At 71.9% G+C, this 13054-nt stretch carries 12 protein-coding genes; 9 read left to right on the forward strand and 3 right to left on the reverse strand.

Annotation, left to right across the window (positions count from 1 at the left end; all coding sequences use genetic code 11):
* Positions 1-74 precede the first annotated feature (74 nt).
* From ACZ6ZP_RS03505 to fabF, 4 genes are all read left to right on the forward strand, one after another.
* Positions 75-1022: an ACP S-malonyltransferase gene (locus ACZ6ZP_RS03505; RefSeq protein WP_383818694.1), complete on the forward strand. Its 948-nt coding sequence runs from the start codon at positions 75-77 to the stop codon at positions 1020-1022.
* A 17-nt stretch (positions 1023-1039) separates the two neighbouring features.
* Positions 1040-2071 (forward strand): ketoacyl-ACP synthase III, encoded by a 1032-nt coding sequence (locus tag ACZ6ZP_RS03510; protein ID WP_351160063.1) that lies wholly within the window; start codon positions 1040-1042, stop codon positions 2069-2071.
* Between the two features lie 71 nt (positions 2072-2142).
* Positions 2143-2391: an acyl carrier protein gene (locus ACZ6ZP_RS03515; RefSeq protein ID WP_351160066.1), complete on the forward strand. Its 249-nt coding sequence runs from the start codon at positions 2143-2145 to the stop codon at positions 2389-2391.
* Between the two features lie 70 nt (positions 2392-2461).
* Positions 2462-3724: a beta-ketoacyl-ACP synthase II gene (gene fabF, locus ACZ6ZP_RS03520; RefSeq protein WP_351160068.1), complete on the forward strand. Its 1263-nt coding sequence runs from the start codon at positions 2462-2464 to the stop codon at positions 3722-3724.
* Positions 3725-3829: 105 nt separating this feature from the next.
* On the opposite strand, the gene ACZ6ZP_RS03525 is transcribed toward fabF, so the two are convergent.
* Complete coding sequence (locus ACZ6ZP_RS03525; RefSeq protein WP_344521149.1) at positions 3830-4324, reverse strand: DUF3145 domain-containing protein; 495 nt, start codon at positions 4322-4324, stop codon at positions 3830-3832.
* 290 nt (positions 4325-4614) lie between these two features.
* On the opposite strand from ACZ6ZP_RS03525, the gene ACZ6ZP_RS03530 reads away from it, so the two are divergent.
* Together ACZ6ZP_RS03530 and ACZ6ZP_RS03535 are read left to right on the forward strand one after the other, a co-directional pair.
* On the forward strand, positions 4615-5547 hold the full coding sequence (locus ACZ6ZP_RS03530) for an SGNH/GDSL hydrolase family protein (protein WP_361462615.1): 933 nt from the start codon (positions 4615-4617) through the stop codon (positions 5545-5547).
* Positions 5548-5586: 39 nt separating this feature from the next.
* Positions 5587-6573: an aldose epimerase family protein gene (locus tag ACZ6ZP_RS03535; protein ID WP_351160073.1), complete on the forward strand. Its 987-nt coding sequence runs from the start codon at positions 5587-5589 to the stop codon at positions 6571-6573.
* Positions 6574-6611: 38 nt separating this feature from the next.
* Here ACZ6ZP_RS03535 and ACZ6ZP_RS03540 read toward each other — a convergent pair whose 3' ends face one another.
* Positions 6612-9065, reverse strand: coding sequence for a beta-glucosidase (locus ACZ6ZP_RS03540; RefSeq protein ID WP_469405389.1), 2454 nt, complete (start codon positions 9063-9065; stop codon positions 6612-6614).
* A gap of 165 nt (positions 9066-9230) precedes the next feature.
* On the opposite strand from ACZ6ZP_RS03540, the gene ACZ6ZP_RS03545 reads away from it, so the two are divergent.
* The 3 genes from ACZ6ZP_RS03545 to ACZ6ZP_RS03555 all read left to right on the forward strand — a co-directional run bounded on the left by ACZ6ZP_RS03545 (position 9231) and on the right by ACZ6ZP_RS03555 (position 12207).
* Complete coding sequence (locus ACZ6ZP_RS03545; protein WP_469405390.1) at positions 9231-9836, forward strand: TetR/AcrR family transcriptional regulator; 606 nt, start codon at positions 9231-9233, stop codon at positions 9834-9836.
* 85 nt (positions 9837-9921) lie between these two features.
* Entirely contained in the window at positions 9922-10824 is a 903-nt protein-coding gene (locus ACZ6ZP_RS03550; protein ID WP_469405392.1) for an aminoglycoside phosphotransferase family protein, read from the forward strand.
* A 60-nt stretch (positions 10825-10884) separates the two neighbouring features.
* Positions 10885-12207: a pyroglutamyl-peptidase I gene (locus tag ACZ6ZP_RS03555; protein WP_469405393.1), complete on the forward strand. Its 1323-nt coding sequence runs from the start codon at positions 10885-10887 to the stop codon at positions 12205-12207.
* Here the strand turns inward: ACZ6ZP_RS03555 and ACZ6ZP_RS03560 are convergent.
* Entirely contained in the window at positions 12188-13045 is an 858-nt protein-coding gene (locus tag ACZ6ZP_RS03560) for an EI24 domain-containing protein (RefSeq protein WP_383818706.1), read from the reverse strand. The genes ACZ6ZP_RS03555 and ACZ6ZP_RS03560 overlap by 20 nt on opposite strands.
* Positions 13046-13054: the final 9 nt, after the last annotated feature.

Genomic DNA, 13054 nt, shown 5'->3' on the forward strand with positions numbered 1-13054 from the left:
CTACAATTCCCCCAGCCGTTCTTCGTCCCTGTCCCCACGGGCGGCTTGCACCGTCCACAAGAGAGAGTGTGAGAGTGCTCGTACTCGTCGCTCCCGGCCAAGGCGCCCAGACGCCCGGCTTCCTGACTCCCTGGCTCGATCTCCCCGGCGCGGCCGACCGCCTCGGCGCGTGGTCGGACGCCATCGGGCTCGACCTTGCCCACTACGGCACCCAGGCCGACGCGGACGCGATCCGCGACACCGCCGTGGCCCAGCCGCTCCTGGTGGCCGCCGGTCTGCTCTCCGCCGGGGCACTGGGTGACGCCCTCGCAGCGAACAAGCCCGGCGCGGTCGCGGGGCACAGCGTCGGCGAGATCACCGCCGCCGCGTACGCCGGAGTGCTCAGCGACGACGCCGCCCTCCGTCTCGTCCGTACCCGGGGTCTGGCCATGGCCGACGCCGCGGCGGTCACGGAGACCGGCATGGCGGCGCTGCTCGGCGGCGATCCCGAGATCACCGTCCCGCACCTGGAGAAGCTCGGCCTGACGCCGGCGAACGTGAACGGCGCCGGGCAGATCGTCGCCGCGGGCACCGCGGAGCAGATCGCCGCGCTCGCCGACGACAAGCCCGAGGGCGTGCGCCGCGTCGTGCCGCTGAAGGTCGCCGGCGCTTTCCACACGCACCACATGGCTCCCGCGGTCGCCACGCTCGAGGAGGCCGCCAAGGCCCTCGCCCCGGCCGACCCGAAGCTGACGTACGTCTCGAACCGCGACGGCCGGACCGTGGCGACCGGCTCGGACATCGTGGCCCGCCTGGTCGGCCAGGTGGCCAACCCGGTGCGCTGGGACCTGTGCATGGAGACGTTCAAGGAGCTGGGGGTCACGGCGATGATCGAGCTGTGCCCCGGTGGCACGCTGACCGGTCTCGCCAAGCGCGCCCTGCCCGGTGTGCGGACGGTGGCCCTCAAGACACCCGACGATCTCGACGCCGCATCTGAGCTCATCGCCGACACCGCATCCGCCGCCGACGCGGCGGGTGCCTGAGAAGGAGCCAGGAGAGCATGTCGAAGATCAAGCCCAGTAAGGGCGCCCCGTACGCGCGCATCATGGGTGTCGGTGGTTACCGCCCGACCCGTGTCGTGCCCAACGAGGTGATCCTCGAGACGATCGACTCCTCCGACGAGTGGATCCGCTCCCGCTCCGGCATCGCGACCCGCCACTGGGCCTCCGACGAGGAGACCGTGGCCGCGATGTCCGTCGAGGCGTCCGGCAAGGCGATCGCCGACGCGGGCATCACCCCGGAGCAGATCGGCGCGGTGGTCGTCTCGACCGTCTCGCACTTCAAGCAGACCCCGGCCATCGCGACCGAGATCGCGGACAAGATCGGCGCGGGCAAGCCCGCCGCGTTCGACATCTCCGCCGGCTGCGCGGGCTTCGGCTACGGCCTGACCCTCGCCAAGGGCATGATCGTCGAGGGCAGCGCGGAGTACGTCCTGGTCATCGGCGTGGAGCGGCTGAGCGACCTCACCGACCTGGAGGACCGCGCGACGGCCTTCCTGTTCGGTGACGGCGCCGGCGCCGTGATCGTCGGCCCGTCGCAGGAGCCGCAGATCGGTCCCACGATCTGGGGCAGCGAGGGCGACAAGTCCGAGACCATCAAGCAGACGGTGGCGTGGAACGAGTTCCACGTCGGCGATGTCTCGAAGCTGCCGCTCGACAGCGAGGGCAACATCAAGTTCCCTGCGATCACGCAGGAGGGCCAGGCGGTCTTCCGCTGGGCCGTGTTCGAGATGGCGAAGGTCGCCCAGCAGGCGCTGGACGCGGCCGGAATCACCGCGGACGACCTGGATGTCTTCATTCCGCACCAGGCCAACGAGCGGATCATCGACTCGATGGTGAAGACTCTCAAACTGCCGGAACACGTCACGGTCGCCCGTGACGTGCGCACCACCGGCAATACGTCGGCAGCCTCGATCCCGCTCGCGATGGAGCGGCTCCTGGCGACCGGCGAGGCGAAGAGCGGCGACACCGCGCTCGTCATCGGCTTCGGGGCGGGTCTCGTGTACGCCGCCACGGTCGTTACCCTCCCCTAGGCAACTCGTCCGGATCATCCGATCCGTGCAGATGCCGCCACACCCTCTGGATACATAGAAGGAGCGCCAACATGGCCGCCACTCAGGAAGAGATCGTCGCCGGTCTCGCGGAGATCGTGAACGAGATCGCCGGCATCCCGGTCGAGGACGTCCAGCTGGACAAGTCCTTCACCGACGACCTGGACGTCGACTCGCTGTCCATGGTCGAGGTCGTCGTCGCCGCCGAAGAGCGCTTCGACGTCAAGATCCCGGACGACGACGTCAAGAACCTCAAGACGGTCGGCGACGCGACCAGCTACATCGTCAAGCACCAGGCCTGATAGGGCTGCTCTGCTGTCGCCACCCGGCGGTGGCGCCGCTGATCCCCTCAACACCGTGGAGAAATTTCCTGTGAACTCGACCAATCGCACCGTGGTCGTCACCGGTATCGGCGCAACCACACCGCTGGGTGGCGACGCAGCCTCGACCTGGGACGGTCTGCTCGCGGGCCGTTCCGGTGTCCGCCTTCTCGAGCAGGACTGGGCGGCCGACCTTCCGGTCCGTATCGCGGGCCAGATCGCGGTCGAGCCGGGCGAGGTCATTCCTCGTCCGCAGGCCCGCAAGCTGGACCGCTCGGCGCAGTTCGCGCTGATCGCGGCGAAGGAGGCGTGGGCCGACGCGGGTTACACCGCGAAGGCGGGCGAGGACACGTCCGTGGACCCGGACCGCCTCGGCGCGGTCATCGCCTCCGGCATCGGCGGCGTGACCACCCTGCTCGACCAGTACGACGTGCTCAAGGAGAAGGGCGTACGCCGCGTCTCCCCGCACACCGTGCCGATGCTGATGCCCAACTCCCCGGCGGCCAACGTCGGCATCGAGCTGGGCGCCCACGCGGGTGTGCACACCCCCGTATCGGCGTGCGCCTCGGGCGCCGAGGCCATCGGCTACGCGATCGAGATGATCCGCACCGGCCGCGCCGACGTCGTCGTCGCGGGTGGCACGGAGGCGGCGATCCACCCGCTGCCGATCGTCGCGTTCGGCAACATGATGGCGATGTCCAAGAACAACGACGACCCGGCGGGCGCCTCGCGCCCCTACGACGTCGACCGCAACGGCTTCGTGCTCGGCGAGGGCGCCGGCGTGATCGTCCTCGAGTCCGAGGAGCACGCCAAGGCCCGCGGCGCGAAGATCTACGCGGAGGCGGTCGGCCAGGGCATCTCGGCCGACGCCCACCACATCACGCAGCCCGAGCCCTCCGGCAACGGCATCGCGGCCGCGCTGCAGAACCTCATCGACGGCACGGACCTCAAGCCCGCCGAGATCGTGCACGTGAACGCGCACGCGACCTCGACGCCGCAGGGCGATGTCGCCGAGATCAAGGCGCTGCGCAAGGCGTTCGGCCACGACGTGGACCACATGGCGGTCTCCAGCACGAAGTCGATGACCGGTCACCTGCTCGGTGGCGCGGGCGGCGTGGAGACTGTGGCCACGGTCCTCGCGCTGAAGAACCGCGTCGCCCCGCCGACGATCAACATCGAGAACCTCGACCCCGAGGTCGAAGCGGACGTCATCCGGGACGAGCCCCGCACCCTGCCCGAGGGCAGGATCGCGGCGCTGAACGACTCGTTCGGCTTCGGCGGCCACAACGTGGTGCTGGCGTTCAGGAGCGTCTGAGCAGTCGGCTGTACGTGACGAAGGGCCCCCACCGTGCGGTGGGGGCCCTTCGCCGTGTGCGCCAGAAGTACGTCAGGAGTGCGCCGGAAGAACGGCAGGCGTGTGTCAGACCACCTGGTGCAGCCACCGCACCGGGGCGCCCTCGCCCGCGTACCGGAAAGGCTCCAGTTCGTCGTCCCAGGGCTTGCCGAGCAGCTTGGCTAGCTCGGCCTCCAGGTTGCTCTCGCCGCGCTGGGAGCGGGCCAGGGCGGCGCGCAGGCGGTCCTCCGGGATCAGGATGTCGCCGTGGATTCCGGTGACCGCGTGGAAGATGCCGAGTTCGGGTGTGGCGCTGTACCGCTCGCCCTCGGCCGTGGGGCACGGCTCCGATGTGACCTCGAAGCGCAGCAGCTGCCAGCCGCGCAGGGCGGAGGCGAGTTTGGACGCGGTGCCCACCGAGCCGCGCCAGGAGAACTCCGATCTCCAGCTGCCGGGCGCCGCGGGCTGCCTGATCCAGTCGAGGTTGACGCGCGCGCCGAGAACGCCCGCGACTGCCCATTCGACGTGCGGGCACAGCGCGCGCGGTGCGGAGTGCACGTACAGAACTCCACGTGTCGTCACCGGGACCTCCAGTGTGGGTCGAGGTTCGCCTTCCCCAGCGGCCTCGCGCCCGTGCCGAGCGTTGTGGCCCCGAATCCGGAAACTCCGAAAACAGGACAGATGTGACGTGATGTAATTTAGCGGAACCGAAAGCGCAGGGTGCCACTGGGTGGCGAGGCTACCGTGCGGCGGCGCAAGGAGTGTGACGTACCGTCGGTCCAAGGGCCAGGAATCGCCCACCATTCACCCGCAGGGGCGCCGAAACGGCGCGGTCGGCCTACGACGGCCACGACAACAGAGGGGACCTGGGGATGCGGAACCGAAGGAACCGCCCGCGCGCCGCCGTCGCCACCGCGACGGCGGTTCTTCTCGCCGCGACCGTCGCCACCGCCGCGATCGTCGCGTGCGACGCCTCCGGCGGCAACTCCCCCGCACCCAATGGACCATCGGCGCACGACAAGCCGTCCCCCAAGCCCACCCCCACCTGGAACACCAGTCCGAACTCCCTGGCGGCCGTCGGCGACTCCATCACCCGCGGCTTCGACGCCTGCTCGGTGCTGGCCGACTGCCCCGAGGCGTCCTGGGCCACCGGCACGGGCTCCGATGTGCGCAGCCTCGCGACGCGGCTGCTCGGCAAGGAGCGGGCCGCCGGGCACAGCTGGAACTACGCGAAGACCGGCGCCCGGATGGACGATCTCTCCGGGCAGGTCGAGCAGGCCGCGCTCAAGCGCCCCGAGCTGATCACGGTGATGGCGGGCGCGAACGACGCCTGCCGCCCTTCGGCGGACTCCATGACGTCGGTCGCCGAGTTCCGTGCCGACTTCGAGGAGGCGATGCGCACGCTGCGGCGCGAGCTTCCCAAGACGCAGGTGTACGTCGCCTCCGTGCCGGACCTGAAGCGGCTCTGGTCCCAGGGGCGCACCAACGCGCTGGGCAAGCAGATCTGGAAGCTGGGCATCTGCGCCTCGATGCTGGCGGACCCGGACGACCTGGCCGCGTCGGCGACGCAGCGGCGGGCCACCGTCCAGAATCGCGTGATCGCCTACAACGACGTGCTCAAGGACGTGTGCGCGAAGGACCTGCGCTGCCGGTACGACGGCGGGGCGGTCTTCGACTACCGCTTCGACGGCGACCAGTTGAGCCACTGGGACTGGTTCCACCCCAGCAAGAACGGCCAGGAGCGGCTCGCGGAGCTGGCCTACCGGCAGGTGAAGGCCAAGGATCCCAAGGATCCCGGGGCCTGAGGGTCCGGCGGCCCCGCGGCCCGGCGTAGGGTCGCGATCATGCGCAGTGAACTCTTCGGGACGCTCCCCGACGGCACCCCCGTCCATCGCTGGACCCTGGAAAGGGGCGGGGTGCGGGTACGCGTCCTGACGTACGGCGGGATTGTCCAGTCGGCGGAAGTTCCCGACCGGTCCGGGCGGCGCGAGCCGGTGGCCCTCGGCTTCGACGACCTGCGGGGCTATCTCGATCACCCCGGGCCGTACTTCGGGGCGCTTGTGGGCCGGTACGCGAACCGGATCGCGGGCGGTGGGTTCACGCTCGACGGCAGGACGTACCGCCTGGCGCGGAACAACGAGCCCAACGCGCTGCACGGCGGCGCGGCCGGTTTCGACAAGCGGGTGTGGGACGCGGCGGAGGTCGAGCACGGGGTGCGGCTCTCCCGGGTGAGCCCGGACGGCGAGGAGGGCTATCCCGGGCGGCTCGCGGTGTCGGCGACGTACACGCTGGACGAGGCGGGCGCGCTGCGGATCGCCTACGAGGCGACTACCGACGCCCCGACGGTCGTGAACCTCACCAACCACACGTACTGGAACCTCGCCGGGGCCGGGAGCGGCAGCGCCGCCGGGCACGAGCTGCGGATCGACGCGGCGCGGCTCACGCCGACGGACGGGGCGCAGATTCCCACCGGGGCGTACGAGGAGGTCGACGGGACGCGCTTCGACTTCCGGACCGCGCGGAAGGTCGGGTCCGGGATCGACCACAACTACGTGCTGGACAAGGGGGCGACCGCGCGGCCGGTCGAGGTGGCGGAGCTGAGCGAGCCCGCCTCCGGGCGCGTGCTGACCGTCGCGACGACGGAGCCGGGCCTCCAGCTGTACACGGCCGACCACTTCGAGGAGCCGCTGCCGTTCGGCCCCGGCGACGGCGTCGCCCTGGAGACGCAGCACTTCCCCGACTCCCCCAACCGGCCGGAGTTCCCTGGGACGGTGCTGCGGCCGGGTGGGGTGTACACGTCGGAGACGGTGTACGGCTTCTCGGTTCGCTGAGCGGGGAGCGCTGAGCGGATAACGGGGAGCGCCGAGAGTCAGACGGTGATCGTCTCGCTCAGCCTGCGGTCGGCGATGGAGCGGCCCACCTGGATCTCGTACGAACCGCCCTGATGGGACCAGGAGTTGGCGGACTCGTCCCAGATCCCGAAGGCGCGGCGCGGGAGTTCGATCCGTACCTCCACGCTCTCGCCGGGGGCCGCCTCCGCGCCCGCGAAGCCGGCCAGCCAGCGGGCCGGGCGGTCGCCGTCGTTCGCGGTCGGGGCGAGGTAGACCTGGACGACCTCGCGGCCCGCGCGGGGGCCGGAGTTGCGGACGCGGACCGTGGCCGTCGTGCCCTCCACGACGAGGGACTCGTACGTCCAGTCGGTGTAGCCGAGGCCGTGGCCGAAGGCGTAGGCGGGAGTGGCGCCCGCCTTCTCCCAGGCGCGGTAGCCGATGAACACGCCCTCGGTGTAAGCGAGTTCGCCGTCGGCCGGGGTGACGCGGGTGACCGGGGCGTCCGCGAGGGCGCCCCATGTCGTGGGCAGGCGTCCGCCCGGCTCCCGCGCGCCCAGGAGCACGTCGGCGAGCGCGGCGCCGCCCTCCTGTCCCGGGAACCAGCCGAGCAGCACCGCCGCGACGTCCTCGCGCCACGGAAGCTCCACCGGGGAGCCGGAGTTGACGACCACGACCGTGCGGGGATTGGCCTCGGCCACCGCGCGCACCAGTTCGTCCTGGCGGCCCGGGAGCCGCAGGTCCTGCCGGTCGAAGCCCTCGGACTCGACGCGCTCGGTGGTGGCGACGACCACGACCGCCGTGTCGGCGCCGCGCGCCGCCTCGACGGCCTCGGCGATCAGCTCGTCGGGGTCGCGCCGCGGCTCCAGGTGCACGAAGGAGAACACGACGCCGGGGAGCGGGGCCTCGTACTCCTTGTCGAGGGGGTGCAGGAGCGAGACCTCGACCGGCTCGCCCGCCGTCAGGCGCACCTTGGCGCGCTCGACCGGTGAGCCGAAGAACGCCTCGAAGGGGTCGGACTCGGGGCCCATCACCTCGGACCCCTCGAAGACGACCTCGCCGCCGACACAGAGCGTGAAGGCGCCGAGCCCGCGCGTGCCGAAGGAGTGCTCACCGCTCGCGCGCGGCGTGAACGTGCCGACGACCTCGATGGAGGCCATCGTCTCGTGGCTGACTCCCTCGGGCAGGTCGTCGCCGATCCACTGGACCTGGCCGGAGGGGAGGTTGCCCTCGCCCAGGACGTCGCCGTCCGCGTCGCGGCAGATGGCTCGCAGCTCGAACCCCTTGTCGGCGGGGGCGAGTTCGTCGCTCGGGTCGGCGCCGACGGCGTACGTCAGCGCGTCATCGCCGAGCGCCGCCCTCAGGCCGTCGAGCGGGGAAGTGACGCGGGCGGGGAAGACGGTGGCGGAGCCGCCGCCCAGGACGCGGGCGTCGCGCGCGGCGGCGCCGATGAGGGCGACGGAGGCGGTGGGGCGCAGCGGCAGCGCGTCGTTCTCGTTGCGTACGAGGACGAAGGCGCGGCGGGCGATCTCGCGGGCGAGGGACTCGCCGTCGATCTCGGCGGGCACGTCGGTGACCACCGGCTCGGCGCCGTCGAGGATGCCGACGCGGGCCGCGAGCCGCAGGACGTTGCGCACGGCCTCGTCGACCGCCGGCTCCTTGACCCGGCCCGCGCGCACCGCCTCGGCGAGCGCCTCGCCGTAGACGGTCCGCGGTCCCGGCATGGCGACGTCGAGGCCGCCCTGGACGGCGCCGGTGGTGGAGCGGGCGGCCATCCAGTCGGAGACGTTGCAGCCGTCGAAGCCCCACTCGCCGCGCAGCACCTCGTTGACCAGGTAGCGGTGCTCGGTCATCGTCGAGCCGTTGACCTGGTTGTACGCGGTCATGATGCCCCAGGGGTGGGCGTTGGCGACGATCGCCTCGAACGGCGCGAGATAGAGCTCGCGAAGGGCGCGCGGGCCGACCTTGTTGTCCACGGTGAAGCGGTCGGTCTCGGCGTCGTTCGCGACGAAGTGCTTGACGGTCGTGCCGACGCCGCCGGACTGCACGCCCTGGACATAGCCGGTGCCGATGACGCCGGTCAGATACGGGTCCTCGCTGTACGCCTCGAAGTGCCGGCCGCCCAGCGGCGAGCGGTGCAGGTTGACGGTGGGCGCGAGGAGGACGTGGACGCCCTTGCGGCGGGCCTCCTGGGCGAGGAGGGCGCCCGCGCGGCGGGCGAGGTCCTGGTCCCAGGTGGCGGCGAGCGCGGTGGGGGACGGCAGGGCGATGGAGGGGTCGTCGGCGGTCCAGCGGGTGCCGCGCACGCCGATCGGGCCGTCCGACATCACGAGGGGCGCCAGGCCGATCTCGGGCAGCGGGTGCAGCGACCACATGTCGCGCCCGCCGAGCAGCCGGGCCTTGGCGTCCAGGTCGAGCTTGCCGAGCGCGGCCTCCACGACCGCCTCGCGCGCCTGGTCGGCCTGCGTGGCTCCGGGGCCCTGGGTTCCCGCCATGGCGGTACCTCCTCGTTGAAGTCCAAGTCCGTTCCGTACGGTCCCTCCATCCTGCCTCGGTTACCTGTAGCTCGGTAGTTTTCGTGATCTGGACGTTATATTTAAGAGGGGCATGACGTACGGTCGTCCCGCGAGCAGGACCGAGAACGTGAAGGGGCAGACGCGATGGCGCCCAAGGCCAGGACCAGGACCACGACCAGGACCACGACCAGGGCCAGAAGCGAGGAGCGGCGCGCGGAGATCCTCCGGGCCGCCTTCGAGGTGATCGCCGAGCGCGGCTACCGGGGCGCGAGCCTGGGCGCCGTCGCCGAGCGGGTCGGCCTGACCCAGCAGGGCCTGCTGCACTACTTCCCCACGAAGGACGCCCTGCTCGTCGCCGTCCTGGAGGCCCGCGACCAGTGGGACGCGGTGCCGGCGAACGAGATCCGCCTGGACCTGCTCGGCTCGCTCGTCGAGTACAACGCGATGCGCCCCGGCATCATCCAGACCTTCTCGGCCCTGCTCGGCGAGAGTGTCACGGACGGGCATCCGGCACGGGAGTACTTCACCGAGCGGTACGGCTCGGTGCGGGAGAAGTTCGCGGCGGTCCTGCGCGTGGAGTACGGCGACCGGCTCCCCGGCGGCCTCACCCCGGAGGCGGCGGCGCCGCTGCTCGTCGCGGTGATGGACGGCCTCCAGTACCAGTGGCTCCTGGACCCCGAATCGGTGGACATGGCGGGGGCGTTCAGGGATTTCCTGGCCCTGCTCGGGGGTGGCGGCGGCGGTGAGTGACGGCGGGGAATCCGGTTGACCCGACCCGCCCCGGGCGGCTTCGATCAACGTCGGTCCTCGCTCCCCCGACGTCCCGGAAGGCCCCATGTCCCGCGCCAAGATGCACGCCGACGAAGCCGACATCGACACGTCACTCGTACGCCGGCTGCTCGCCGCGCAGTTCCCCGCCTGGTCGGATCTCGCGGTCGAGCCCGTCGACTCGAACGGCACCGTCAACGCCATCTACCGGCTGGGCGACGACATGGCCGTCCGGCTCCCGCGCATCGAGGGGGGCGTCGAGGACGTACAGAGGGAGGTGCGGCATCTGCCGCGGCTCGCGCCCTTGTTGCCCCTCGCCGTTCCCGCGCCGCTGGGGATGGGCGAGCCCGGTGAGGGTTTCCCCTGGCCCTGGTACGTCTACCGCTGGCTGGAGGGCGAGAATCCGGTCGTCGGCGCGGTGGACCAACCCGGCCTGTTCGCCGCCGACCTGGCGGAGTTCGTCCGGGCGCTCCAGCGCGTCGACACCGCCGACGCGCCTCCCGCGTACCGCCGCGGGCCCCTCGTGTCCCGTGACGGCGCCACCCGCGAGGCCATCGCGCGGCTCGACGGGATCATCGACACCGGTGCCGCCACCGCCGCCTGGGACGCCGCCCTGCGCGCGCCCCGGTGGGATGGGCCGCCCGTCTGGGTGCACGCCGATCTGCAGCCGGGGAACCTGCTCACCGCCGACGGCCGGCTCAGCGCCGTCATCGACTTCGGGTGCATGGGGCACGGCGAACCCGCCGTCGACCTGATGACCGCGTGGAGCCTGCTGACGGCCGACTCGCGGCCGGGCTTTCGCGCCGCGCTGGACGTCGATGACGCGACGTGGGCGCGGGGGCGCGGCTGGGCGCTCTCGATCGCGCTCATCGAGCTGCCGTACTACCGGACGAGGAATCCCGTCGTCGCGAGGATCGCGCGCCACGTGATCGGGGAGGTCCTCGCGGATCACGCCGCCGTGGATCACTAGCGGGCGTCGCCTCTCTGCCGGGATACTGCGGCCACCCCCACCGGCCACGGAAGGACTCCCGTGTCACTCACGCCCAACGCACCCCACCGCATCGCCGCCATAGGCGTCACCCTCCTGCTGTCGCTGGCCGCCGTGCCCGCGTCGGCGGCCACCACCGCACCGGCCGCCACCGCCGAGGAGCAGCGCCTCGACCGGGCCGCGCCGCAGGAGATCCTGCGCCGCAGCGGATTCGACGCCGTGGCACCGCAGTTCGCGCGGGCCCTCGGCCGCGCCCACTCGTACGGCGAGGCCAAGCGCGTCGTCGAACGGCAGGGAGAGGCCCTGTGGCGGCGTGCCGTCGACCGGGCGCAGGGTCGGGGTCCAGCGGCAGGAGGAACCGACGAGCTGAGCCGGGACGACGACCGGCCGCTGTACTGGGCCCGGCTCGGCATGACCCGGGAGCTGCGGCAGTGGGAGCCGACCCGCTTCGGGGTGAGCCAGGCCCAGCACGGCCGTCTCGTAAGGGCGTTGGAGGACGCCTCGCGCGGGCACGACTCCATCGACTTCCCGAGGAAGGACCGTGCGGGGAAGGACGGCGCGGGGAAGGACCGGTCGGGGAAGGACCGCGCGGGCCACCGCATCAAGCGCATCCTCGTCACCGGCTTCGACCCGTTCACGCTCGACCGGGACGTCCGCATCAGCAACCCGTCCGGCGCCACCGCCCTCGCGCTCGACGGCACCGTCATCGACACCGCCGACGGGCCCGCCCGCGTGGAGGCCGCCGTCTTCCCCGTCCGCTGGGACGACTTCGCCAAGGGGACGGTCGAGCGCACCCTGCGCTCCCATCTCCCCCGCGTCGACCTCTTCACCACCATCAGCCAGGGCCGTGCCGGACGCTTCGACATCGAGCGGACCAACGGGGCCTGGCGGGGCGGCTTCCCCGACAACGAGAACCTCTCGCGCACGCAGACCGTCCCGGTCACCGACCCGGCCACGCAGCCGCAGTGGACGTCGACGACCCTCCCGTACAAGGAGATCGTGAGCGCCGAGACGGGGCGTTTCCCGGTGTACGACAACACGTCGGTGACCGAGATCCCGGCGGGCCAGACCGCTCCCGTGGTCCGCCCCGAGGGGCCCACCGCGGGGTCGACGGCCCGCGAGGGCGGCGGCGGCAACTACCTGTCGAACGAGATCGCCTACCGGGCGACGCTCCTTCGCGACCGCCTCGGGCTGCACGACCGGCTGCCCGGCGGCCATGTGCACACGCCGATCCTCCAGTTCGGGGCGGGCAACACGGACCCGGCCACGGGCAAGATCACCGATGCGGAGTTCGTGCGCAACCGCCTCGACATCATCGCGCAGGTGCGGGGAATCCTGACGACCGCTATGGACGCCCGCCGGTAGCGGACGCCTGCCCGCCGGGACCGGTCGAGTCGGCCGGGTCAGCTGTGTCGGCCGCGTTGGCCGAACCGGCCGGTCCCCGCGGGTCGTCCGGGCCGCCGCCGTCCTCGCCCATCAGTTCCCGCGCCATCAGCGTCGCTCCCGCGACCGCCCCCGGCATCAGGAACACCGCGACGAACGGGACCAGGAAGGCCACGGCGAGCGGAGTGCCGAAGCCCCACGCCAGCTGCCTGCGGGCGCGCAGCAGCGCGAGCCGTTCGCGGGCTTCGACGCCCCGGCGCTGCAGCGCCACCGCCGTCAGCTCCTCGACCAGGAAGAAGCCCGTCACACAGAGGCCGACCACCGGGACCACGGTCTGGCCGACGACCGGGATGAAGCCGAGGGCGAAGAGCAGGATGCCCCAGACGGCGGCCCGCAGGACGATGCGGAGGCTGTCGCGTGCGGAGATCCACAGTTCGCGCCAGAGCGGCAGGCCCGACTCGGGGGCGTACCCGTCGACGGAGATGTCGACCTTCTCCGACAGCGACTCGTAGAACGGCTGGCCCACCAGGAGCGTGACCGCCGTGAAGGTGATCACCGAGAGCAGGAGCGCGAGGGCGAAGAGCAGCGCCGTGAGGAAGCCGCGGAACAGGCCGATCCACGGCGAGGACCAGTCGTCCGCGAAGGGCGTCGCCCAGCCGACGAAGTCCGCGCCCCACAGGGCGAGCGCGACGAGCGCGGCCGCGTAGAGAAGCAGGGTGATCAGGCCGGGCAGCAGGCCGACCCCGAACTGCTTGCCGTGCTGGGCGACCCAGCGCTGGCCCTTCATCAAATAGCCGAAGCCTCGTCCCAGATCACGCATGCGGCACAG

This window comes from Streptomyces sp. NPDC054047, from assembly GCF_055585065.1.

What these genes read in the sequence shown, in the direction of transcription:
- ACZ6ZP_RS03510 (WP_351160063.1), top strand. Translation starts at nt 1,040, where the DNA reads ATGTCGAAGATCAAGCCCAGTAAGGGCGCCCCGTACGCGCGCATCATG.
- ACZ6ZP_RS03515 (WP_351160066.1), top strand. Translation starts at nt 2,143, where the DNA reads ATGGCCGCCACTCAGGAAGAGATCGTCGCCGGTCTCGCGGAGATCGTG.
- ACZ6ZP_RS03530 (WP_361462615.1), top strand. Translation starts at nt 4,615, where the DNA reads ATGCGGAACCGAAGGAACCGCCCGCGCGCCGCCGTCGCCACCGCGACG.
- ACZ6ZP_RS03535 (WP_351160073.1), top strand. Translation starts at nt 5,587, where the DNA reads ATGCGCAGTGAACTCTTCGGGACGCTCCCCGACGGCACCCCCGTCCAT.
- ACZ6ZP_RS03540 (WP_469405389.1), bottom strand. Translation starts at nt 9,065, where the DNA reads ATGGCGGGAACCCAGGGCCCCGGAGCCACGCAGGCCGACCAGGCGCGC.
- ACZ6ZP_RS03545 (WP_469405390.1), top strand. Translation starts at nt 9,231, where the DNA reads ATGGCGCCCAAGGCCAGGACCAGGACCACGACCAGGACCACGACCAGG.
- ACZ6ZP_RS03550 (WP_469405392.1), top strand. Translation starts at nt 9,922, where the DNA reads ATGTCCCGCGCCAAGATGCACGCCGACGAAGCCGACATCGACACGTCA.
- ACZ6ZP_RS03560 (WP_383818706.1), bottom strand. Translation starts at nt 13,045, where the DNA reads ATGCGTGATCTGGGACGAGGCTTCGGCTATTTGATGAAGGGCCAGCGC.